This window comes from Selenomonas ruminantium subsp. ruminantium ATCC 12561, assembly GCF_000424065.1.
GTDB lineage: Bacteria > Bacillota > Negativicutes > Selenomonadales > Selenomonadaceae > Selenomonas_A > Selenomonas_A ruminantium.
On the sequence record NZ_AUJE01000006.1, the window covers coordinates 24,783 to 46,940 of the forward strand.

Sequence of the window (22,158 nt, forward strand, 5' to 3'; positions counted from 1 at the left end):
CACAAGGTTGAATTTTATAGACAATTATGATAAAATATGCAAGTCTTAAATGTTAAGGGAAATGCTTGGGGAGGGAGATAGTTTTTGCTATGGAGTGTTTCGAACGAATCAAAAAATTGAGCAATGCCTGGGAGCCGGAACTTTGCCGTCACTTTGTGGATAGAGATGAGCGGGTTTGCATGGAAATTTATCATACAGGCGCATTGGCACCGGAGAGGCATAGGATGTCAATGGCGCGGGCTACGGATTATATCAGTGGTATGGCTGCAGTTATGGATATCAAGAGTATGCTTAGAGATATTGACCATATCACCATTCGTAGTGCAGATGACAGCCGGATTATCTATCGTCTGACTACGCGGTTTGGTTATGCAGAAGAAGAATTCAAAGCAGTATAAATAGAAGCCTTTCCTTAGTGAAGGGCTTTTTCTTATGCAGGAATACTTTAGATTAGAACGAATATATTAGCACAGAATGAGTATTGGATGTGATTTTTTGCAGCTGACGGATGGAATACAATATGTAAAGGGAGTAGGTCCGAAGAAGAAGGCTGAGCTTAATCGCTTAGGTCTCTTTACGGTTTATGACTTGCTGACCTACTTTCCCCGTACTTATGAAGACCAGAGTGTACTGACGAAAATATCCGAGTTGCAGGCTGGTGAAAAAGCCACAGTGGCGGGCACCATCATGAATGTGTCAGAACGTCAGGGCGGACGGCGAGGAATGTCTATTCTTATGGCACTTATTGGCGATGGTACAGGAATTTTGCAGGTTACCTGGTTTAATCAGAAGTATCTTAAAAGTAAATTGAAAACAGGCAAAAAGGTCTTTGTTACGGGAAAGGCGGCGTATGCTTTTGGCGGGCGGGGGCAGTTTGCTATGAGCCAGTTGACGAGCTTTCAGATTCTCGATGAAGAGGATACACCGGAAAATATGACGGGGATTATGCCGGTTTATCCGGCTACGGAAAGGCTGAATCAGAAGTTTTTCCGCAAGCTGTTGCAGGGGCTGTTGGCAGCGGATTTGACGATAAATGAATTGATTCCCCAAAGCGTGGTTGCGCGCTATCGACTGCTATCCAGAAAGACAGCGTTGCACGATATTCATTTTCCGGCGGATTTTGCGGCGCTTAAGGCAGCTCGTAATCAGCTGGCCTTTGAGGAGCTTTATCTGATTCAGTGCGGACTTTTGCTCTTGAAGCGGCAGGCGCGGGAACACAGCCAGGGGATTCGCCATTTGCTTTCTAGTGAGTTAGTGGCAAAACTCCTAAAGTCCTTGCCATTTGCCCTGACCAATGACCAGCAGCGCACTTGGCAGGAAATTCAGCGGGATATGGAAAGCCCGTTGCCTATGCGTCGCCTGGTACAGGGCGATGTTGGCTCCGGCAAGACGGTTATTGCCATGCTGGCGCTCACTAAGACGGTGGAAAATGGCTATCAGGGAGCACTGATGGCACCAACGGAGATTTTGGCCAGCCAGCACTATGAAGGCTTTTGTCAGCAGTTAGCAAAGCTTGGGATTCGCGTTGGTTTTTTGTCGGGCAGGCTGACCAAGAAAAAGCGGGAGGAAATGTACGCGCAGATTGCCGGACATGAAGTGGATATTGTCATCGGCACCCATGCCTTGATTCAGGAAGGCGTGGAGTTTGCAAAACTCGGTCTGGTGGTAACGGACGAACAACATCGCTTTGGCATTGCCCAGCGGGCGGAGTTGGAGAAAAAGGGAAACCTTATGCCGGATGTGCTCGTTATGACGGCAACGCCGATTCCCCGCACGATGACGCTGACGGTCTATGGGGATTTGGATGTATCCCTTATCCAACAGTTGCCGCCGGGGCGTCAACCGATTCGCACCTTTGTGCGCAAACCGGACAGGCGAGAGCTGATCTATGACTATGTTCATCAGCAGTTAGCTGCAGGAAGACAGGCTTATGTGGTGTGCCCCCTAATTGAGCTGAATGAGGAAAGCGACTTGCCTTCGGCAGAGGAAGTCTATGATGAACTGCGCTATGGGATTTTCCACGATATGCCTTGCGGCCTTGTGCATGGGCGGATGAAGGCTGCTGACAAAGAGCAGGTCATGCAGGATTTCTACGACAATAAAATAAAGCTTTTGGTGTCGACTACGGTTATTGAAGTCGGTGTCAATGTGCCGAACGCCAGTATTATGGTGGTGGAGAATGCGGAGCGCTTTGGCCTGGCGCAGCTCCATCAGCTGCGCGGGCGCATTGGTCGTGGTCAGTATAAATCCTATTGTATCCTCGTGTCGGAAATGAAGACGGAAAATGCGCGGGAGCGTTTGAAAATCATGGCAGAAACCAGTGATGGTTTCAAACTCGCGGAGGAAGATTTGCGCCTGCGCGGGCCGGGGCAGTTCTTTGGCTCTATGCAGCATGGTTTGCCGGATTTAAAAGTGGCGGATGTTTTAAATGACATGGACATTCTGCTTAAAGCCCGGCAAGCAGCTCAGGAAACAGTGGCTAATCGCGAGGAACGACAGGATGTTTTGCCAATTTTGGCGTTGCAGTATAAGGAGCAGTTTGAAAATATTACAGATATCTAATGTATTTATGTCGAGAACATCTTGACATAACGCATAGACATAGTATACAATATTTCTAGCTTAAAACAGCATAGGAGGCGTGTGTTTTGGTAACAGTATTGGTGAATGGCGCATGCGGCCGTATGGGCCGGGCGGTATTGAAAGCCGTACAGGAAGCAGAGGATTTGCAGCTGGTTGGGGCTGTGGATATTGCCGGCGGCGCGGATTGTGGCGAGTTGGCTGGTCTGCCAAAAAGTGGTGTGCTGGTGGAGACGGATTTACAGGCGGCTCTGGAGCGTATTAAACCGGAGGTTATGATTGACTTTACCCGTCCGGATGTGGTCTTTGATAATGTTATGACCGCATTGAACGCGAAAGTCAGCCCGGTGGTTGGTACAACTGGCCTTAGTGATGAGCAGAAGGCAGAGATTAAGAAGCTGGCTGAAGAAAATGATACACCGGCCTTTATTGCGCCGAATTTTGCCATTGGGGCTGTGTTGATGATGGTTATGGCTAAGCAGGCGGCAAAGTATATGCCGGATGTGGAAATCATTGAACTTCACCACGACAATAAACTGGATGCTCCGTCTGGCACGGCTGTACAGACGGCGGCGATGATTGCCGAAGTCCGCGCCGAGCATAAGCAGGGGCATCCGGACGAAAAGGAAAAGATTGCCGGTGCCCGTGGTGCTGATTATGAGGGAATGCATATTCATAGTGTGCGTCTGCCCGGCTATGTAGCGCATCAGGAAGTTATCTTTGGTGGTCTGGGGCAGACCCTGACTATCCGCCATGATTCGTTGAATCGTGAGTCGTTTATGCCCGGCGTAGTGCTCGCGGCACAGAAGGTGCGCAGCCTTAAAGGGTTGACTGTAGGCTTGGATAAACTCTTGGAGTTTTAAGGCATAAAAAGAAAACGGCTTTTACAAGCGAAAGGAATGAATGTCGATGAAAAAGTATAATGTGGCAATTCTGGGCGCAACGGGTGCCGTAGGTCAGGAATTTTTAAATCTCATTGAGGAGCGCAATTTCCCGTTTGCTGATCTCAAAATGCTGGCTTCTAAGCGCAGCGCTGGCAAGAAAATCCAGTTTATGGGCAAGGAATATACCGTTGAGGAAGCCACGGTGGATTCCTTCAAGGATGTGGATATCGCCCTGTTCGCTGGTGGCAGTGCCAGCAAGGAATTTGCGCCTGCCGCTGTAAAAGCCGGTGCCGTGGTTATCGATAACTCCAGTACCTTCCGTATGGACCCGGAAGTTCCTCTGGTTGTGCCGGAAGTCAATCCGGAAGCCATTGCCCAGCACAAAGGCATTATCGCGAACCCGAACTGCTCGACCATCATCATGGTTATGGCGTTGAAGCCGCTTTATGATATCGCCAAGATTAAGCGTGTGGTCGTATCCACGTATCAGGCCGTATCCGGTGGCGGCAAGGAAGCTATGGCAGAACTCGAACAGCAAGTCGCGGATATCGTAGCAGGCAAGCCCGTTACAGCGAACATCCTGCCTGGTGCAGCCCTCAAGAAGCATTATCAGATTGCTTTCAACCTCCTGCCGCAGATTGATGTCTTCAAGGAAAACCTCTATACAAAAGAGGAAATGAAGATGATTGACGAGACAAAGAAAATCATGAGCGACAACGATATGCGCATTACGGCAACGACCATTCGTGTGCCGGTATACCGCAGCCATGCCGAGTCCGTCAATGTGGAATTCGAGGATGAAGTGAGCTTAGAGGCTGCCCGTAAGGCTCTCGAAGCATTCCCCGGCGTAGAAGTGGTGGATAACCCGGATGAACAGCTCTATCCGCAGCCGCTCGAAACCTCCGGCAAGAACGATGTTGCCGTTGGTCGTCTGCGTAAGGACTATTCCATCGAGCATGGTCTTAATATGTGGGTTTGCGGCGACCAGATTCGCAAAGGTGCCGCGCTCAATGCCCTGCAGATTGCTGAATACATGATTGAACACGATATGTTCTGATAAAAATTTCACAAATATGGCCAGCCGCCGTCAAGTCTTACTTGACGGCGGTTTCTTTTCGTGCTAACATAAGTCGTGGGGTATAATTGATACATAGTAGTACGATAAACTATGATTATAATTCATAATAACGATAACTTCATGTTATCATTGGCGATATAGGGTGTAATCATAGCTGTAGTTTATGAATAAGCATTACCCCATGTTAATAAAATCTGTTGCCGGAATCGAAGAAAGGAACTGGCAAGAAATAAGTTGGACATATTGCGCAGAATAAATTCATATATACAAGGCGGAGGAGGAAGACGTAGCGGTGCTACGCCGACCGACGACAACGCAGTATAGGTGAATTTAGGCAAGCAGGATGTCCGGGTTATTTCTGAACAGTTCCGCTGGTCGGCACTGATGAGGGAGGATTTTCCATGATTGATATTCTCGACCGCGTGCGCAACAAAGAGTTGCAGGAAAAGATTGTCACGGCGGAAGAAGCAGCAGCTTTTTTCAAAGAAGGCATGAATGTTGCAACCAGTGGTTTTACCGCTTCGGCCTATCCGAAGGCTATTCCGCTGGCACTGGCTGAACGGATGAAAAAAGAGCCGTTCACCATTAACCTCTGGACAGGCGCTTCTACTGGCCCTGAGCTGGATGAAGCATTGGCAAAGGTTCACGGTATCAAAAAACGCCTGCCTTACCAGACGGATAAGGACCTGCGCAATGAAATAAACGACGGTTCGGTGAATTATCTGGACTTGCATCTTTCCGAGTCGGCTCAGCTCAGCCGCTGCGGTTATCTCGGCAAAGTGGATGTGGCTATCGTTGAAGCTTGTGCGATTACGGAAGAAGGCAACATTATCCCGACGACTTCGCTGGGCAATGCGGCTTCCTATGTACAGAGCGCAGATACGGTTATCGTGGAAGTCAATACTTCTCAGCCGCTGGAACTGGAGGGTATGCATGATGTTTATACCCCGATGGACCCGCCCAATCGTCTGCCGATTCCCATCGTAAAGGCTACGGACCGTGTGGGTACGACATACATTCCCTGCACGCCGGACAAGATTAAATACATCGTTCCTTGCGATATTCCCGACCATACGCGTCCGCTCAAAGCAATCGATGATGATTCCCGCAAGATGAGCCAGTTCACACTGGATTTCCTCAAGAAGGAAGTAGAAGCTGGCCGCATGCCGAAGAACCTGCTGCCGCTGCAGTCTGGTGTAGGCAATGTAGCTAATGCTGTTATGGCTGGTTTCGTTGATTCGGACCTCAAGGATTTGACGGTTTACACCGAAGTTATTCAGGATGGCATGCTCGACCTCATTGATGCTGGCAAGCTCTTGATTGCTTCTGGTACGGCATTCAGCCCGTCTCCTGAAGGCATGGCCCGTTTCTATAAGGACGTAACCAAGTACAAGAAATACCTGTTGCTGCGTCCGGAAGAAATATCCAACAGCCCGGAAGTGGTGCACCGTCTGGGCGTTATCGCCATGAACACGGCCATCGAAGTGGACATTTACGGTAACGTAAACTCCACCCATATCACGGGTACCAAGATGATGAATGGTATCGGCGGCAGCGGCGACTTTGCCCGCAACGCTTATCTGACCATTTTCTATACGCCGTCTATTGCAAAAGACGGCAAGATTTCCGCAGTTGTTCCGATGTGCTCCCATATTGACCATACGGAACACGATGTGGATATCATCATTACGGAGCAGGGGATTGCAGATCTTCGTGGCAAGGCTCCTCGTGAGCGCGCGCTCGAAATCATCAATAACTGTGCCCATCCGGACTATCGTCCGATTCTGCTCGATTACTTCGAACGAGCAACCGAAGCAACCCATCATGCGAACACGCCACACATTCTTGAAGAGGCACTGTCCTTCCATGAACGCTTTGTGGCAACGGGCAGCATGAAAAAATAAGGTAGACTATATATAAAATATAAAAATAGAACTGTATGAATTGAATAGGAGGCAAATCCTAATGAGCACGGAAAAAATCCAGGCTGAGCTTGCAAAATACGAAGCCAGCGTAGAAAAAGCAGTAGCACGTTTCCCGGAACGCCCGCATCTTCCTGAGCAGCGCCTTTATACGCCGCTCGATATCAAGGGCGATGATTATGCGGATGAAATCAGCTTCCCAGGCGTTTATCCCTTCACCCGTGGCGTACAGCCCACGATGTACCGTGGCCGTTTCTGGACCATGCGTATGTATGCCGGCTTCTCCACGGCGGAAGAATCCAACAAGCGTTACCGCATGTTGATTGAAAATGGTGCTACGGGTCTTTCCTGTGCCTTCGACCTGCCGACTCAGATTGGTTACGATTCCACTGACCCAATTTCCGAAGGCGAAGTTGGTAAGGTTGGCGTAGCTATCGACTCTTTGGCCGATATGGAAACCCTCTTTGACCAGATTGACCTGGGCAAGGTTTCCACGTCCATGACGATCAATGCACCGGCATCTGTACTCCTTGCTATGTACATCGCTGTTGCTGAAAAGCAGGGCGTTCCTGCTGACCAGCTCCGTGGTACGATTCAGAATGATATTCTGAAGGAATACGCAGCCCGCGGCACGTATATCTTCCCTCCGCGCCCGTCCATGCGTCTGATTACGAATATCTTTGAATACTGCTCCCAGAATGTACCGAAATGGAACACCATTTCCATCTCCGGTTATCATATCCGTGAAGCAGGTTCCACGGCTGCACAGGAAATCGCTTTCACGATTGCCGATGGTATCGCATATTGCGAAGCTGCAATCAAAGCTGGCCTGAAGATTGATGATTTCGCCGGCCGTCTGTCCTTCTTCTGGAACGCACATAATAACGTGCTCGAAGAAGTGGCAAAATTCCGTGCTTCCCGCCGTATCTGGGCCAAGGTTATGAAGGAACGCTTCCATGCAGAAAAGGATAAATCCATGATGCTGCGTTTCCATACCCAGACCGCAGGTTCCATGCTGACGGCTCAGCAGCCCAACAACAACATCGTCCGTGTTGCTTTGCAGACGGCCGCAGCTGTTATGGGCGGCACGCAGTCCCTGCATACGAACTCCCGTGATGAAGCACTGGCTCTGCCGACGCAGGAATCCGTTACGATTGCTCTGCGTACGCAGCAGATTGTCGCTTACGAAAGCGGCTTGGCTGATGTTATCGACCCGCTGGCTGGTTCCTACTATGTAGAAGCTATGACGGACAAGATTGAAGCCGAAGCATGGGATTACATCAAGAAGATTGATGATATGGGCGGTGCTGTAGCTGCTATCGAAAAAGGCTATATCCAGAAAGAAATTCAGGATTCCGCTTATAAATGGCAGATGGATGTTGAATCCGGTGCCCGCACCATCGTTGGTGTCAACAAGTTCCAGATGGAAAACGAAGAACCTCCAAAAGACCTCCTGAAGGTTGATGAAGCTGTTGGCGAACGCCAGAAGGCCAAAGTCAATGCCATGAAGGAAAAACGCGACAACGAGGCTGTTAAAGCAGCTCTGGCTGACCTTAAGAAAGCCTGCCAGGACGAAAACGAAAACCTCATGCCGCACATTCTCGCCGCTGTTAAGACCTACGCAACGCTCGGTGAAATCTGCAATGTGATGCGTGAAGTCTTCGGTGAATACGAGGCACATGTAAGCCTGTAATCAACAGCGTAGTTTTAGCTTGGAGGAATACAAAATGGAAAAGAAAATCAGAGTTCTTGTTGCTAAACCGGGTCTTGATGGACATGACCGTGGTGCGAAAGTAGTTGCCCGCGCTCTGCGCGATGCTGGTTTTGAAGTTATCTATACGGGCCTGCGCCAGACTCCGGAACAGATTGCCGAAGCTGCCCTGCAGGAAGACGTCAATGTTGTTGCTATGAGCATCCTCTCCGGTGCACATGGCCATCTCTTCCCAAAAGTGGTTGACCTGGTACGCGGCAACGGCATGACCGATACCCTGATTATCGGCGGCGGTGTTATTCCCGATGGCGACATTCCGGCCCTCAAAGAAGCTGGTGTTGCTGAGGTATTTACGCCGGGCACGCCGACCAGCGATGTGGTCAACTTCATCAAGGAAAATGTAAAGCTCTAATCAATTAAGCAAGTAACTAGTGTTAGGAGGGGGAAGCTGCATAAGAAGGGCTTTCCTTCCTGACACTATTTTCTTGCAAAACAACCAAAACTACCGAGAGGTGGTGACAACTTGGATATAGCAAAAGAATTACTCAACGGCAATCGTCTGGCGTTATCCAAGGCGATTACAGCCATAGAAAACGAATATCCCGAAGCCACGGAAATCATGAAGGAAATCTATCCGCATACTGGCCATGCTTATGTTTTGGGCATCACCGGGCCACCGGGAGCCGGCAAGAGCACGCTTACGGATAAGATTACCCGTGCTTATCGGGCACAGGGCAAGACCGTAGGCATTGTAGCGGTAGACCCGACCAGCCCGTTTACTGGCGGCGCAATCCTTGGCGACCGTATCCGCATGAATGAACTGACACTTGACGCAGGAGTCTTTATCCGCAGTATGGGCACCCGTGGCAGTTTAGGGGGGCTTTCCCACAAGACTGCTGATGCTGTAAAGGCTATGGATGCTTTTGGAAAGGACATCATTATCGTTGAGACTGTCGGTGTAGGTCAGTCGGAAGTAGACATCGTCAAGGCTGCTGATACCACCATGGTGGTGCTTATCCCCGGTATGGGCGATGATATTCAGGCCATCAAGGCAGGGATCCTTGAAATCGGTGATTTGTACTGCATCAACAAGTCTGACCTCGACGGGGCAGATAAGCTGGTGCGGGAGATCAATATGATGCTGGATTTGGACAGCTTTATGACAGACTGGCGGCCGCCGATTACCAAGGTGATTGCCAGCCAGAATGAGGGCATCGAGGACTTAATCGGTACAGTAGAAAAGCACAGGGCGTATATCGAAGGCAATGGGGAACTGACCCGCCGCCGCACGAAGCGCACCCGAGATGAAATGCTCGATATCTTAAACAGCGGCATCAACAATTTTGTCAAAGGACAGATTGTGGACAGCGGCCGTTTAGATGAATACGTGGAAAAAATCCGTGCCCATGACACGGACCCCTATACCGTAGTAGGTGGTCTGATGGACGAGATGTTAAAAAAATAATTTACATATTTTAGGAGGTTGTGCATTATGTTTAAGGTATTAGGTGTAGACCATATTGGTATTGCTGTTGGTGACCTGAAAGAAGTCGGCTCCTTCTGGGGCGATATGCTCGGTCTGCCGAACAATGGTGAAGAAACTGTTGCAGAACAGAAAGTAACTACGGGCTTCTTCCCGACGCCGAACGGCAGTGAAATTGAACTCTTAGCTGCAACGGCTGATGATTCCCCGATTGCCAAGTTCATCGAAAAGAACGGCGGCCGCGGTGGCATTCAGCACATTGCCCTGCGTGTGGATAACCTCGAAGCAGCTTTGGCTGACCTCAAAGAAAAAGGCGTTCGTCTGATTGATGAAAAGCCGCGCAAAGGTGCTGGCGGCGCCAAGATTGCCTTCGTTCACCCGAAAGCCTCCCATGGTGTTCTGCTCGAACTTTGCCAGCGTGATTAATTGCAGCATTTACCAAAATTATTTATCACTAGGTAATAAAAACTTGCAATTTCCCGCCAAATAGTGCAAAATATATAGCGTAGAACACAAAAGCTAATTATATGAGGAGGTCTATAATGGCTACTGTTCAGGAAAAAATTGATTTAATGCATGCCAAAAAAGAACATATCATGCAGGGCGGCGGCGCAGCTCGTATAGCCAAGCAGCATGAAAAAGGCAAGCAGACAGCTCGTGAACGTATCGCAAAATTGTTTGATGAAGGTACTTTCGTTGAGCTGGATATGTTTATGAAACATCGTTGCACCAACTTCGGTCAGGAAAAGAAAGAACTGCCCGGCGAAGGTGTAGTAACTGGTTACGGTACGGTTGACGGCCGTCTGGTTTATGCTTATGCACAGGATTTCACCGTTGAAGGCGGTTCCCTGGGTGAAAAGCATGCACATAAAATTTGGAAGGTTATGGATCTGGCCATGAAGATGGGCGCTCCCTGTATCGGTATCAACGATTCCGGCGGTGCGCGCATTCAGGAAGCTGTAGATGCTCTGTCCGGTTATGGCGGTATCTTCTTCCGCAACACGGCAGCTTCCGGCGTTATCCCGCAGATTTCCGTAATCATGGGCCCCTGCGCAGGCGGCGCTGTTTACAGCCCGGCTATCACGGACTTTATCTACATGGTAAAGAACACGAGCCAGATGTTCATCACCGGTCCGGCCGTTATCAAATCCGTTACGGCAGAAGAAGTAACGGCTGAAGCTCTTGGCGGTGCTATGACTCACAACACCCGCAGCGGTGTGGCTCACTTTGCAGCTGAAGACGAAGATGACTGCATCAAGCAGATTCGTTACCTGCTGTCCTTCCTGCCGAGCAACAATATGGAAGATGCGCCAATTGTAGAGACTGGTGATGACCCAGATCGTCAGGATGAAAGCCTGAACACGGTTATCCCGGATAATCCGAATGCACCGTACGACATGAAGGACGTTATCCGTTCCATCGTCGATAATGGTGAATTCTACGAAGTGCATGAGCACTTTGCGACCAATATCATCTGCTGCTTTGCTCGTTTCGACGGCCGCAGCGTTGGTATTATCGCCAACCAGCCGAATGTCATGGCAGGCTGCCTGGATGTAGACGCTTCGGATAAATCCGCACGCTTCATCCGCTTCTGCGATGCCTTCAACATTCCGCTGGTCAACCTCGTTGACGTACCGGGCTTCCTGCCGGGCGTTGATCAGGAACACAATGGTATCATCCGCCATGGTGCCAAGATGCTGTACGCATACAGTGAAGCAACGGTTCCTAAGGTTACGGTTATTACCCGTAAGGCTTATGGTGGTTCCTACATCGCTATGTGCTGCCGTGAACTGGGCGCTGACCAGGTTATGGCTTGGCCGACTTCGGAAATTGCGGTTATGGGCCCGGCTGGTGCCGCGAACATCATCTTCCGCAAGGACCCGGACAAGGATGCCAAGACGGCAGAATATGTGGAAAACTTCGCTACGCCGTACGTTGCTGCTGAACGCGGCTATGTCGATATGGTTATCGAGCCGAAGGAAACCCGTCCGTACATCATTACGGCATTGAATGCACTGGCCAGCAAGCGTGAAGTTGGTCCGGCTAAGAAACACGGGTGCATTCCGCTCTAATTCGGAATTCGGAGGTTTTACCATGAAAACGGAAGCAAATGGCGCTTCGCCAGAAGTAGTGGCAGCAATTACCGCTGCTGTTCAGATGATGATGGGTAACAAGGTTGTCGCTGTGCGCATTAAGCGCAGCGATGTATGGGCACTGTCTGCCCGCGGCGGCCTGGCTCGTCCTTTCTAATCTTGTTACGAATATGATGGGGGAATAATTAATGAAAAAGTTCAATATCACCGTTAACGGCACGGCTTATGAAGTCGAAGTTGAAGAAGTAAAATCCGCTGTTGCAGCTCCGAAGGCAGCACCGGCTGCTCCGAAAGCAGCTCCGGCACCGGCTCCTGCAGCTCCCGCTGCACCGAAGAAGGCTGCTGTAGCCGCTGGCGCTGGTGAACATTCCATCGATGCTCCGATGCCGGGCAAAATCGTGAAGCTCGTTGCTTCCGAAGGCCAGGCTGTTAAAGCTGGCGAAACCCTGCTGATTCTCGAAGCCATGAAGATGCAGAATGAAATCGCCGCAGATGCTGACGGCGTTGTTAAGAGCTTCAACGTGGCTGCCGGCCAGAGCGTTAAAGCGCATGAATCCCTGGTTATCCTGGGCTAATCGCATACGTATAGACAAAAGAGCACTTCGGTGCTCTTTTGTATTGTTGCAAAATTTCACAAAAAACGTTATAATAAGACAGAGCAATAGTTTTCCGATTAAAACCAGGAGGCGATAATGATGAGCACTATTCTTTCTTATCAGGGGAAAACACCAACCATAGGTAAAGATGTATTCATGGCTCCTTCGGCTACGGTAGTAGGCGATGTGGAAATCGGCGAAGGCAGCAGAATCTGGTTTAATGCCGTGGTGCGCGGTGACTTCCAGAAAGTGACCATCGGCAAGAATTGTGATATTCAGGATAACAGCACCCTGCATGTGATGTTGGATGAACCGACAGAGATAGGCGATAATGTCATTATAGGTCACAATGCCGTGGTGCATGCCAGAAAAATCGGCAGCAACTGTCTTATTGGCATGGGCTCAATAATTTTAGGCCATACCGAGATTGGCGATAATGTGGTTATTGGTGCTGGCACCAAACTGACGCAGCATAAAAAGATTCCTTCCAATTCATTGGTTTACGGCAATCCGGCGGAGCTTATCCGTGCTCTGCGGGAAGATGAAATCGAAGCATTGAAGGCATCCGGGGAAAACTATCAGAAGGTTGCAGCTATCTATCAGGAAGAACTAGACAAAATAAAAGATAAATGAGCAAGGAGATACAGGAAACATGGAAAAGACTTTGGTACTGATTAAGCCGGACGCATTTGCCCTGCATTACAGCGGTGACATCATCAAGCGTTATGAACAGGAGGGCTTCCGCATTGTCGGCATGAAGCTCTTAAAGATGGACGAGCGGCTGGCATCCATTCATTATGCAGAGCATATCGGCCGTCCCTATTATGGGGATTTGGTGGGCTTTATGACGTCTGCTCCCTTGATTGCCCTTGTGCTGGAAGGGGAGAATGCTATTGCCCGCGTCCGTGAACTGCACGGCAAGACCAACCCGACAGAAGCTGCTGAAGGTACAATCCGCAAGCTCTATGCGACCAATGGCCGCCGCAATGCCGTACATGCTTCAGACAGCCCGGAAAGTGCCGAACGAGAGATTCATATTTTCTTCAATGAAACGGAAATTCTCGATGGTGAATACCATGTAATGGAATGATTTTTGGCATAGCCTCCATAAGGAGGCTATTTTCTTTGTGTAAATATGTATTTTCGTTTGAAATCCCCCCTGCATTTGTGGTATCATGGACAGTGACGGAATAAAGGGGGAGTGCGATCTTGCTGGTACTCACGCGAAAAGCAAATGAGGAAATAATGATTGGCGATAACATTATCGTAAATGTCGTCAAAGTCAGCGGAGGAAAAATCAAGTTTGGCATCACCGCACCACCGGAGGTTTCTATAAAACGCGAGGAAAACCCACAAAAATTTGCCGAGCGTGCTCAGGCGCGAGGTGCCGGTGAACATCATGGTGAAACCATTAAAGTTGACGGGCATGATTTTAGCAGACAGGCGGCTAAAGCTGCTTTAATATGAGGAGGAATTTTTCTTTATGAAGAGCGCAAAACCTATTTACACGATTGGTCATCGCAATCCGGATACGGATTCCATTTGTTCAGCGATTGGCTACGCGCATTTGAAACAGGCACTGGGGGAAAATGTTATTCCCGCCCGGGCTGGTAAGATCAATGCAGAAACTCGCTATGCCCTGGAGCATTTTCGGGTGGATAAGCCGTTGCTGCTGACGGATTTGTATCCGCGTGTAAAAGACGTTATGCTGGATAGCAAAATTGTAGTACGTCAGCATGATACCCTGCGCCGTTTGGGCGAGGTTATGCGTGAACATGATTTGCGATCTGTGCCCGTTACGGACAGCAAAGGCGTTATGGTCGGCATCGTGACGGTTTCTGACTTGGCAAAACGTTATTTCCAGGAACTGGGCATGCAGAATCTGGCCGATATGCGGGTTCGTTATCGTGATGTCATCGCCGCTACGGACAGCAAGGTATTGGTATCCGGCGAAGAAGGCGACTTCATTAAAGGCAATGTACGCATTGCCGCAGGTTCCATCAGCATGATAAAGAACATCATCGAAGAAAATGATGTGGTGCTCGTCGGCGATCGTCACGATGAAACCCTTATTGATATTGTAAATCAGGGCATTTCCTGCCTGGTAGTTACGGGCGATGGTCGTGTATCCGCTGATGTGATTGAAGCTGCAGAAGCCAAGGGCATGTTCGTGCTCTCCACGCCGTATGATACGTATACGGTTGCCCGCCTGATCAACCAGTGCGTGCCTATCCGCCGCATCATGCACGAAAATCCGGTATGCTTCAAGCCGCTCGATATGCTCTCCGATATCAAGGGCACGATGGATGAAACCAACTACCGCAATTATCCGGTTGTGGAAAATGGCAAGCTCGTTGGCGTTGTCAGCCGCGACAACCTGATGGTTCCGGAACGTGAACAGGTAATTCTTGTTGACCACAATGAACGCGGTCAGGCTGTTGAAGGTATCGAAGAAGCCAAGATTGTGGAAATCGTTGACCATCATCGTTTGGGCGGTATTCAGACCAGCGAACCGATTTTTACGCATGCTGAACCGGTGGGCTGCACGGCAACTATCGTGGCGAACATGCACTGGCAGAAGGATATCGACATTCCGGCATCTATTGCAGGTCTCCTGCTTTCCGCTATCATCTCCGATACGGTGCTCTTTAAGTCCCCGACTTGCACGGAATACGACAAGAAGACGGCACAGCGCCTGGCAGAAATCGCCGGCGTTGACATCAACGAATACGGCATGGAAATGCTCAAGGCCGGTTCCGGCATCGGTGATATGACGCCGTCGGAAATTGCCAAGAACGACCTCAAGGAATTCCAGATTGGCGATTATCGCATTATCGTCAGCCAGATTTCCGTAATGGATACCAAGGAAGTTATGGATCTCGAACCGCAGCTTATCGAAGCCATGACGAAAATCTGCGAACATGACGGCTTTGACATGAGCCTCGTCATGGTTACGGATATTCTCGAGGAAGCAACGTACCTGCTCTATGCCGGTTCGCCCAAGACCCTTATCGGCGAAGCCTTCAAGAAGGATGCCAGTGGTACGCATGTATATCTGCCCGGCGTCATGAGCCGCAAGAAGCAAATTATCCCGCCCCTTTCCGAAGCGGTTAAGTGCATTAGCAAATAAGCAGTAATGTGATTTTAGGATAGAAGCACCGTCCCTCAACGCAGTTGGGGGGCGGGCTTTCTGTCTTTGATGTAAGTAAGTGTGATATTTTTGGAGGTTATTTTGGATATTTTTGCAGGATTGAATCCCGCCCAAAAACAGGCGGTTGAACATACAGATGGGCCACTTCTCATCATGGCTGGTGCCGGTTCAGGCAAAACCAAGGTGCTGACTTGCAAGGTGGCAAATCTCTTGGCGAAAGGCGTATCGCCCTGGAGTATTTTGGCCATCACCTTTACCAACAAGGCCGCTACGGAAATGCGGGAGCGTGTCGACCGGATGATTGGTGAAGGAGCTAAGGATGTATGGCTTTCCACCTTCCATTCCTTCTGTGCGCGATTCCTGCGGCGGGAAGTAGAAGCTACGGGCATGTACAAGCGCAATTTTGTCATCTACGACAGCAGTGACAGTCAGGTGGTTATCAAGGATTGCTTGAAGGAACTTAACCTTGACCCGAAGCAGTATGCGCCCAGCTCCATTCAGAATGCCATTTCCAATGCCAAAAATCAGCTGATGGGCCCCAAGGCGATGGCCCGTGATGCGGATAATTTCTTCCAGCAGAAGGTGGCCGAGGTCTATGCGCTCTATGCCAAGAAATTGCGTACCAACAACGCTATGGACTTTGATGATTTGTTGATGGTATCGGTACTGTTGCTCGAAGAACATGAGGAAATCCGTGTCAAATATCAGAACCGCTTCAAGTACATTCTGGTGGACGAGTATCAGGATACCAACGGCGCGCAGTATCAACTGACCAAGATTCTCGCAGCCAAGCACCATAACCTCTGTGTCGTAGGTGATGCGGATCAGTCCATCTACGGCTGGCGTGGCGCAGATATCCGCAACATCATGGACTTTGAGGAAGATTATCCTGAAGCCCGCACCATCAAATTGGAGCAGAACTACCGTTCGACCAAAAACATTTTGGCGGCGGCCAATGCGGTGATTGAGCATAACATCAACCGCAAGAAGAAAGAGCTTTGGACGGAAAATGCCACGGGTGAAAAGCTCACTATCTATGAAGCAAGAGACGAACGTGATGAGGCGGAATTTATCGCCACAACCGTGATGAAGCAGAAGACCATCTTCAATGCTTCCTATGGCGATATGGCCGTGCTTTACCGCACCAATGCCCAGTCCCGCGTGGTCGAAGAAACCTTTATGCGCCGCGGCATTCCCTATACGATGGTGGGCGGCCTGAAATTCTATGACCGCAAGGAAATCAAGGATATTCTGGCCTATCTGCGGGTTATCTACAATCCGCTGGACACCGTAAGCCTGTTGCGCATCATCAATGTGCCCAAGCGCGGCTTGGGGGCTACGACCGTTGCCAAACTGGCAGATTATGCCGAGAATAACGGGCTGACGCTCTTTGACGTGATTTCGAGTGAAGAAACGTTGAGTCAGATTCCGGGCATTACAGCCAGAATCAAGAAACCCTTGGAACTGTTCTCCACGTTTATCTTCCAGTTTATGGGTTATCAGTCTAATATGCGCATTGATGACCTGATTGAGAAGGTGCTTGAAGAATCCGGTTATCTGCGGGAACTGCAGGAGGAAAAGAAGCCGGAGAACGAAAGCCGCATCGAAAACCTCAAGGAATTCGTAGGTGTGGCACGCGATTTCCAAAAGACGGAGGACAACCCCAATCTGGAAAACTTCCTGTCCACCCTGTCGCTGGTATCGGATATCGACAATGCAGAGATGGAAGATGACCGCATTACCTTGATGACCCTGCATTCGGCCAAAGGCTTGGAGTTCCCCACGGTGTTCATGGTCGGCATGGAGGAAGGACTCTTCCCGCATTCCCGCACATTGATGGACGATAATGAAATCGAGGAGGAGCGGCGCACCTGCTATGTGGGCATTACCCGCGCTCAGCGCAAGCTCTATCTGACCTGTGCCCATCAGCGCACGATTTATGGCAAGACGAGCATGTCCACGCCATCCCGTTTCCTGGACGAAATCCCTGAAGAATATACGGAACGGCTCGTGCCGCGTGTCAATGCCTACGGCTTTGCCAATGCCAACCATTATGGCGCCCAGCAGCGCAGCGGCACCATGACGTTCCGCCCGTCTGCCAGCCAGATGGGCAGTGGGGCAAACTTCTCCGATAAGGCGAAGTCGGCGCTCGAAGTCATGAACGCCATGCAGAAACGCGGAGTTAATGTTCAGCCTAAGACCGGTGTAATCCGTCCGGATACTTCCGTTAAGTGGAAGGTTGGCGATAAGGCCCAGCATGGTAAGTGGGGCGTAGGTACGGTGGTTTCTGTTAAAGGTGAAGGCGAAGAAGTCGAGCTGAAGATTGCGTTCCCGGGACAGGGCGTCAAAGGATTAATGCAGAAGTATGCGCCGATTAGTAAGGTTTGATATTTACATCGTTATGTAAAGGCGCCCGCCGCAGGGGGATAACTTTCCTTCGCTTAGACAGGCTTGTCAAACGCTGCGGAAAGCCATCCCCCTGCGGCGGGCTTATTGCTTATCATCAATTTGGATGTACAGCATTAAAAGCCTTCCCGAAAAATATTCAATTAAGAAGGTGATATCATGTCACAACAACTAACTCGTGAGGAGCATCTAGCTGCCATAAAAAAAGCTGACCGCGAGTACTATGAATTAGATGACCCCACGCTTGCCGATGAGGAATATGATGCCCTGCGCAGGGAGTATATCGACAAATATGGTGTCGAGGATTTGAACTATGTTCCTGGTTCGGCGGCGGGCGATTTTGATAAGTTCAACCATCCTAATCCGGTTACTTCGTTGAGTAAGTGGACAAAAGGTGTGGACAGTGAAGATGACTTAGCTAAGAAAGTGGAAGAACTCTGGCCGGTTATCATGCAGCCGAAGTTTGACGGACTTACGGTAGTGGCCTATCCGAATGCAGATGGTTCTTGCCGGTTTGTTACTCGCGGTTTGGGCGGGCGGATTGGTGAGGTTTTGCCGAACTTTATCAGCAAGTATGAGGGCAAAGGCGTTAACAATAGCGGTTTTGCAATTCGGGGCGAAGTGTATATTACACCGGAAAATTTCGCGAAGATGAATGACGTGCTAACGGCTGAAGGCAATGAGCCAATGAAGAATATGCGCAATGCGGCGGCCGGGATTTTGCGTCGCAAGGAGCGCAGCCCGTTTGTGGATTATTTGAGTTATGTCTGCTATGAGATTCCCGGGGAAGACATTACGCCGCTGGCGGCCAGGGAGATTATCAGTCGGGAAACGGCATTTACGGCTACGGATATGGTGCAATTAAAAGCGCCGGAAACGGCTTTGGCGGAAATTGAAGCCTATTACGAGAACCTAAAGACGGAAAATGCTGTACCCATTGACGGTATTGTCATCAAAAGCGGTCAGGAAAACAGTCTGGAAAAGTTTGGCTTTACGGCGCATCATCCCCGCAATGGTTTTGCTTATAAAGCGCTATCGGAGAAATTCGTCACTGTGGTGCGGGATGTCATCTGGCAGATGGGCCGACGTAAGGCTACGCCGGTAGCTATTGTAGACCCTGTGGAAATAGATGGGGCTACCGTTACGCGGGCATCACTTCACAATGCGGCCATGATTAAGGAGCTTGGGCTTACCATTGGCGCTACAGTGGAAATTCACAAGGCCAACGAAATCATTCCCCAGATTACCCGCGTTTTGGAACCGGGAACGGAGGAAATCACTCTGGCGGTTTGTCCGTCCTGCGGAGAGCCTTTGGAAGAAGTCAACGGTCAGCAGTTCTGCAACAATCCTGTCTGTGATGAGCGCATTGCGCAGGACATTGCTTTTGTGGGCGGTAAAGATGTGCTGAATATTGATGGCTTATCCATTGAAACGGCCCGCAAGATGGTGGCGTACTGGAAGGAAAATCATCCTGAAGAAAGACCTGCGTATACCATTATGTTTGCGTTTACCAAAGATATGCTCATGGACCTGGAAGGCTTTGCCGAAAAATCCGCGGAAAAACTCTATGGTGGTATTCAAGCGGCCAGTCGCAATGTGGAACTGCCTCGTTTTATCAAGGCGCTTTGCTTGCCGGGCATTGGTACGGATGTAGGCAAGATTCTGGCCGATGAATTTGGCAGCCTCGATAATGTACTGCAAAAACTGGCAGAAGAACCGTCCCCACAGGAAATGCTGCAGGAGATTAACGGCATTGGCCCCAAGACCGCAGAAGTGGTATCGTCAGCAGAATTTTCGCTGGCAGTAAAGAACCTGCAGCAGTATGTAAGCATTGCCGCTTACGAAAAGCAGGAAGTGCCGACTGGTGATTTTGCAGGCAAGATTTTTGTCCTGACCGGTAAAATGGCGCAGCCCCGCAGCTATTATGTGGAGCTTATCGAAAAGGCCGGCGGCAAGGAAGGAAAATCCGTCAGCGGCAAGACCGATTATCTGGTTATTCAGGATGTAAACAGCACAAGTTCTAAAGCCGTCAAAGCGCGGGAGATGGGAACAAAGCTAATAAGCCCGGAAGAATTGGTGAAACTCCTATCCTAAAAGAGAAAATTTTCCATACAATGCCAGTGGTTCACTCCATCTTATAAAAAAGCGATTTGACCAATCAGATTTTTGAATGGTCAAATCGCTTTTTTGTATGCAATGTTTATCCCTGGAGGCTTTTAGCAGATAAAATAAAGTTATAAATAATTATAAAATATTCTTGATCATATTACAACTTATTGATATAATAGTATTGAGGTGATGAACTTGGAATACTATACTATCAACAAGTTTGCTAAAATCATCGGAGTCACTCCGCAAACCCTGAGAAATTGGGACAGGAGTGGAAAACTCCATCCTCATCACACTTCGTCAAACGGCTACAGATATTACTCAGAAGACCAATTAAATGCTGTGACGGGCATTCAAACAGCTCCTAAAAAAGTTATCGGCTATTGCAGAGTATCAAGTCCCAAGCAAAAAGATGACCTTGAACGGCAGGTCGATAACTTGAGAACATATCTGTATGCCCAAGGGCAGCCCTTTGAAATAATCATTGACGTTGGTTCTGGAATCAATTACAAGAAGAAAGGTTTACAAGACCTTATTCGCAAGATTGAGTCTAATCAGGCCGAGAAGGTAGTTATCCTTTATAAGGACAGGCTTTTACGCTTGGGTTTTGAGCTTATCGAAACTATTGCCGCTATACATGGCTGCAAGATAGAAATAGTCGATACTACTCAAAAGAGCGAGCAACAAGAACTTGTCGAGGACTTGGTGCAAATAATTACAGTGTTTAGCTGTAAGCTCCAAGGAAAACAGGCACACAAGGCGAAGAAGATGATTCAGGAATTAGTGGGTGGTGATTCAGATGATAAAGTCGGTCAGGATACGGCTGTTGCCGAACAACAAACAGAAAACTAAACTGTTTCAGTTTGCGGGAGCTTCAAGATTTGCCTATAACTGGGCTTTAGATAAGCAAATGGATAATTTCAGGGAAGGTAGAAAACTTCAAAGTGATTATGACCTTCGTAAAGAATTCACTGTTCTGCGAAATTCAGGAGAAAAACCTTGGTTGCTGGACATATCCAACAATGTCACCAAGCAGGCTATCAAGGATTTGTGCATAGCATATAAGAACTTCTTTCGTAAACAAAAACAAGCTGGCTATGTCAAATATTCACCAAAGAAGCTGTCACATTTTGCTCGCATCGACAGGAAACCAACAGTCTACGATATGAACGGACACCCAAAATTCAGAAGCAAAAAGAATGGCGACTTCCGTTTCTATCAGGACAATGTAAAGATTCAGTTCACCAATACACATGTCAAACTGGAGAGTATTGCGGGCAGCAAGAAAAAGAACCGCCAACGGCTCAACTGGATAAGGCTTGCTGAAAAGGGCAGAATTCCTGTTGGTATGAAATACACCCAACCGCGAATAACTTTTGATGGTGAAAACTGGTGGCTGGGAATTGGCTTTGTAGTCAAGCATAAACTAAAGCCAATGCGAGGACTGAAATTTGTCCGCAAACAGCCGAAACGTTCCTATACCGAAGGCGTAGGCATAGACTTAGGCATCAAGGACTTAGCGATAATCTCGGACTCCACAGTAGTCAAAAATATCAATAAGTCCCATACAATAAGGAAACTCAAGAAGAAAAGACGCAGGTTGCAGCGTCAGATATCGCGAAAATACCAGATGAATAAGAAAGGAGATAGTTACTGTAAAACAAGCAACCTTATAAAAAGTGAAAAACGACTTTTACGAATCAACCACAGGCTGGCTAACATCAGGGCTAATCATGTACATCAGGCGACGAGAATAATTATAAACCGAAAGCCAAGGTTTATATGCCTTGAAGACCTGAATGTGCAGGGCATGATGAAGAATAAGCACCTGTCTGAAAAAGTTCAGGAACAGAATTTTTATGAATTCCGCAGGCAGATTGAATACAAGGCACAGTGGGCAAGAATTCCCGTGGTTATTGCTGACCGCTGGTACCCTAGTTCTAAGACTTGTATTGAATGCGGATATGTAAATAAAGACCTGAAGCTGTCAGACAGGACATATGTCTGTCCCGTCTGTGGCAATGTGATAGACCGTGACTTCCAAGCATCGTTGAATCTCAAACGCTATGGGGAAGCGGAGCTATCCAAATCTGCAAGCTGACACCAACAAGTCAATGCAGATATGTACCGATTCGTTAGTCGGGA

General features: G+C 48.9%; 20 protein-coding genes. All 20 read left to right on the plus strand.

Annotated features, from left to right (window positions below; all coding sequences use genetic code 11):
* The first annotated feature begins 89 nt into the window (after window positions 1-89).
* Window positions 90-398: a hypothetical protein gene (locus G598_RS0104120; protein ID WP_026765863.1), complete on the plus strand. Its 309-nt coding sequence runs from the start codon at window positions 90-92 to the stop codon at window positions 396-398.
* Window positions 399-474: 76 nt separating this feature from the next.
* Window positions 475-2,562, plus strand: coding sequence for an ATP-dependent DNA helicase RecG (gene recG / locus G598_RS0104125; protein ID WP_245582751.1), 2,088 nt, complete (start codon window positions 475-477; stop codon window positions 2,560-2,562).
* An 86-nt stretch (window positions 2,563-2,648) separates the two neighbouring features.
* On the plus strand, window positions 2,649-3,443 hold the full coding sequence (dapB, locus tag G598_RS0104130; RefSeq protein WP_037363208.1) for a 4-hydroxy-tetrahydrodipicolinate reductase: 795 nt from the start codon (window positions 2,649-2,651) through the stop codon (window positions 3,441-3,443).
* A gap of 46 nt (window positions 3,444-3,489) precedes the next feature.
* Entirely contained in the window at window positions 3,490-4,521 is a 1,032-nt protein-coding gene (locus tag G598_RS0104135) for an aspartate-semialdehyde dehydrogenase (RefSeq protein ID WP_026765866.1), read from the plus strand.
* Between the two features lie 422 nt (window positions 4,522-4,943).
* Window positions 4,944-6,446 carry an acetyl-CoA hydrolase/transferase family protein gene (locus tag G598_RS0104140; protein WP_026765867.1) on the plus strand — a complete coding sequence of 501 codons (1,503 nt, stop codon included), beginning with the start codon at window positions 4,944-4,946 and terminating at the stop codon, window positions 6,444-6,446.
* Between the two features lie 61 nt (window positions 6,447-6,507).
* Complete coding sequence (locus G598_RS0104145) at window positions 6,508-8,157, plus strand: acyl-CoA mutase large subunit family protein (protein WP_026760912.1); 1,650 nt, start codon at window positions 6,508-6,510, stop codon at window positions 8,155-8,157.
* Window positions 8,158-8,191: 34 nt separating this feature from the next.
* On the plus strand, window positions 8,192-8,587 hold the full coding sequence (locus tag G598_RS0104150) for a cobalamin B12-binding domain-containing protein (protein WP_026765868.1): 396 nt from the start codon (window positions 8,192-8,194) through the stop codon (window positions 8,585-8,587).
* Between the two features lie 111 nt (window positions 8,588-8,698).
* A complete protein-coding gene (gene meaB, locus G598_RS0104155; protein ID WP_026765869.1) occupies window positions 8,699-9,640 on the plus strand; it encodes a methylmalonyl Co-A mutase-associated GTPase MeaB in 942 nt (313 codons plus the stop codon).
* 27 nt (window positions 9,641-9,667) lie between these two features.
* On the plus strand, window positions 9,668-10,084 hold the full coding sequence (mce, locus tag G598_RS0104160) for a methylmalonyl-CoA epimerase (protein WP_026765870.1): 417 nt from the start codon (window positions 9,668-9,670) through the stop codon (window positions 10,082-10,084).
* 116 nt (window positions 10,085-10,200) lie between these two features.
* The gene (gene mmdA / locus G598_RS0104165; protein WP_026765871.1) at window positions 10,201-11,730 is read left to right on the plus strand and encodes a methylmalonyl-CoA decarboxylase subunit alpha; all 1,530 of its coding nucleotides are present in this window, start codon (window positions 10,201-10,203) and stop codon (window positions 11,728-11,730) included.
* A gap of 22 nt (window positions 11,731-11,752) precedes the next feature.
* On the plus strand, window positions 11,753-11,908 hold the full coding sequence (locus G598_RS0104170) for a hypothetical protein (RefSeq protein ID WP_026765872.1): 156 nt from the start codon (window positions 11,753-11,755) through the stop codon (window positions 11,906-11,908).
* Window positions 11,909-11,939: 31 nt separating this feature from the next.
* Window positions 11,940-12,326 carry a biotin/lipoyl-containing protein gene (locus G598_RS0104175; RefSeq protein WP_026760906.1) on the plus strand — a complete coding sequence of 129 codons (387 nt, stop codon included), beginning with the start codon at window positions 11,940-11,942 and terminating at the stop codon, window positions 12,324-12,326.
* Between the two features lie 117 nt (window positions 12,327-12,443).
* Window positions 12,444-12,980, plus strand: a complete 537-nt coding sequence (locus G598_RS0104180) for a gamma carbonic anhydrase family protein (protein WP_026765873.1) — start codon at window positions 12,444-12,446, stop codon at window positions 12,978-12,980.
* Between the two features lie 19 nt (window positions 12,981-12,999).
* Window positions 13,000-13,437 carry a nucleoside-diphosphate kinase gene (gene ndk / locus G598_RS0104185; protein ID WP_026765874.1) on the plus strand — a complete coding sequence of 146 codons (438 nt, stop codon included), beginning with the start codon at window positions 13,000-13,002 and terminating at the stop codon, window positions 13,435-13,437.
* A gap of 119 nt (window positions 13,438-13,556) precedes the next feature.
* Window positions 13,557-13,814: a carbon storage regulator gene (locus tag G598_RS17035; RefSeq protein ID WP_051179930.1), complete on the plus strand. Its 258-nt coding sequence runs from the start codon at window positions 13,557-13,559 to the stop codon at window positions 13,812-13,814.
* Window positions 13,815-13,830: 16 nt separating this feature from the next.
* A complete protein-coding gene (locus G598_RS0104195; protein WP_026765875.1) occupies window positions 13,831-15,477 on the plus strand; it encodes a putative manganese-dependent inorganic diphosphatase in 1,647 nt (548 codons plus the stop codon).
* A 102-nt stretch (window positions 15,478-15,579) separates the two neighbouring features.
* A complete protein-coding gene (gene pcrA, locus G598_RS0104200; RefSeq protein ID WP_026765876.1) occupies window positions 15,580-17,886 on the plus strand; it encodes a DNA helicase PcrA in 2,307 nt (768 codons plus the stop codon).
* A gap of 177 nt (window positions 17,887-18,063) precedes the next feature.
* Window positions 18,064-19,998 carry a BRCT domain-containing protein gene (locus G598_RS0104205; protein WP_026765877.1) on the plus strand — a complete coding sequence of 645 codons (1,935 nt, stop codon included), beginning with the start codon at window positions 18,064-18,066 and terminating at the stop codon, window positions 19,996-19,998.
* 210 nt (window positions 19,999-20,208) lie between these two features.
* A complete protein-coding gene (locus G598_RS0104210; protein ID WP_026765878.1) occupies window positions 20,209-20,865 on the plus strand; it encodes an IS607 family transposase in 657 nt (218 codons plus the stop codon).
* Window positions 20,813-22,114, plus strand: coding sequence for an RNA-guided endonuclease InsQ/TnpB family protein (locus tag G598_RS0104215; protein ID WP_026765879.1), 1,302 nt, complete (start codon window positions 20,813-20,815; stop codon window positions 22,112-22,114). The genes G598_RS0104210 and G598_RS0104215 overlap by 53 nt, the downstream gene beginning before the upstream one ends.
* Window positions 22,115-22,158 lie beyond the last annotated feature (44 nt).

Bases quoted from the DNA above. Each gene is read 5' to 3' on its own strand.
- G598_RS0104120 (WP_026765863.1), top strand. From the start codon at position 90: ATGGAGTGTTTCGAACGAATCAAAAAATTGAGCAATGCCTGGGAGCCG.
- recG (WP_245582751.1), top strand. From the start codon at position 475: ATGAGTATTGGATGTGATTTTTTGCAGCTGACGGATGGAATACAATAT.
- G598_RS0104135 (WP_026765866.1), top strand. From the start codon at position 3,490: ATGAAAAAGTATAATGTGGCAATTCTGGGCGCAACGGGTGCCGTAGGT.
- G598_RS0104140 (WP_026765867.1), top strand. From the start codon at position 4,944: ATGATTGATATTCTCGACCGCGTGCGCAACAAAGAGTTGCAGGAAAAG.
- G598_RS0104145 (WP_026760912.1), top strand. From the start codon at position 6,508: ATGAGCACGGAAAAAATCCAGGCTGAGCTTGCAAAATACGAAGCCAGC.
- G598_RS0104150 (WP_026765868.1), top strand. From the start codon at position 8,192: ATGGAAAAGAAAATCAGAGTTCTTGTTGCTAAACCGGGTCTTGATGGA.
- mce (WP_026765870.1), top strand. From the start codon at position 9,668: ATGTTTAAGGTATTAGGTGTAGACCATATTGGTATTGCTGTTGGTGAC.
- mmdA (WP_026765871.1), top strand. From the start codon at position 10,201: ATGGCTACTGTTCAGGAAAAAATTGATTTAATGCATGCCAAAAAAGAA.
- G598_RS0104170 (WP_026765872.1), top strand. From the start codon at position 11,753: ATGAAAACGGAAGCAAATGGCGCTTCGCCAGAAGTAGTGGCAGCAATT.
- G598_RS0104175 (WP_026760906.1), top strand. From the start codon at position 11,940: ATGAAAAAGTTCAATATCACCGTTAACGGCACGGCTTATGAAGTCGAA.
- G598_RS0104180 (WP_026765873.1), top strand. From the start codon at position 12,444: ATGATGAGCACTATTCTTTCTTATCAGGGGAAAACACCAACCATAGGT.
- ndk (WP_026765874.1), top strand. From the start codon at position 13,000: ATGGAAAAGACTTTGGTACTGATTAAGCCGGACGCATTTGCCCTGCAT.
- G598_RS0104195 (WP_026765875.1), top strand. From the start codon at position 13,831: ATGAAGAGCGCAAAACCTATTTACACGATTGGTCATCGCAATCCGGAT.
- G598_RS0104205 (WP_026765877.1), top strand. From the start codon at position 18,064: ATGTCACAACAACTAACTCGTGAGGAGCATCTAGCTGCCATAAAAAAA.
- G598_RS0104215 (WP_026765879.1), top strand. From the start codon at position 20,813: ATGATAAAGTCGGTCAGGATACGGCTGTTGCCGAACAACAAACAGAAA.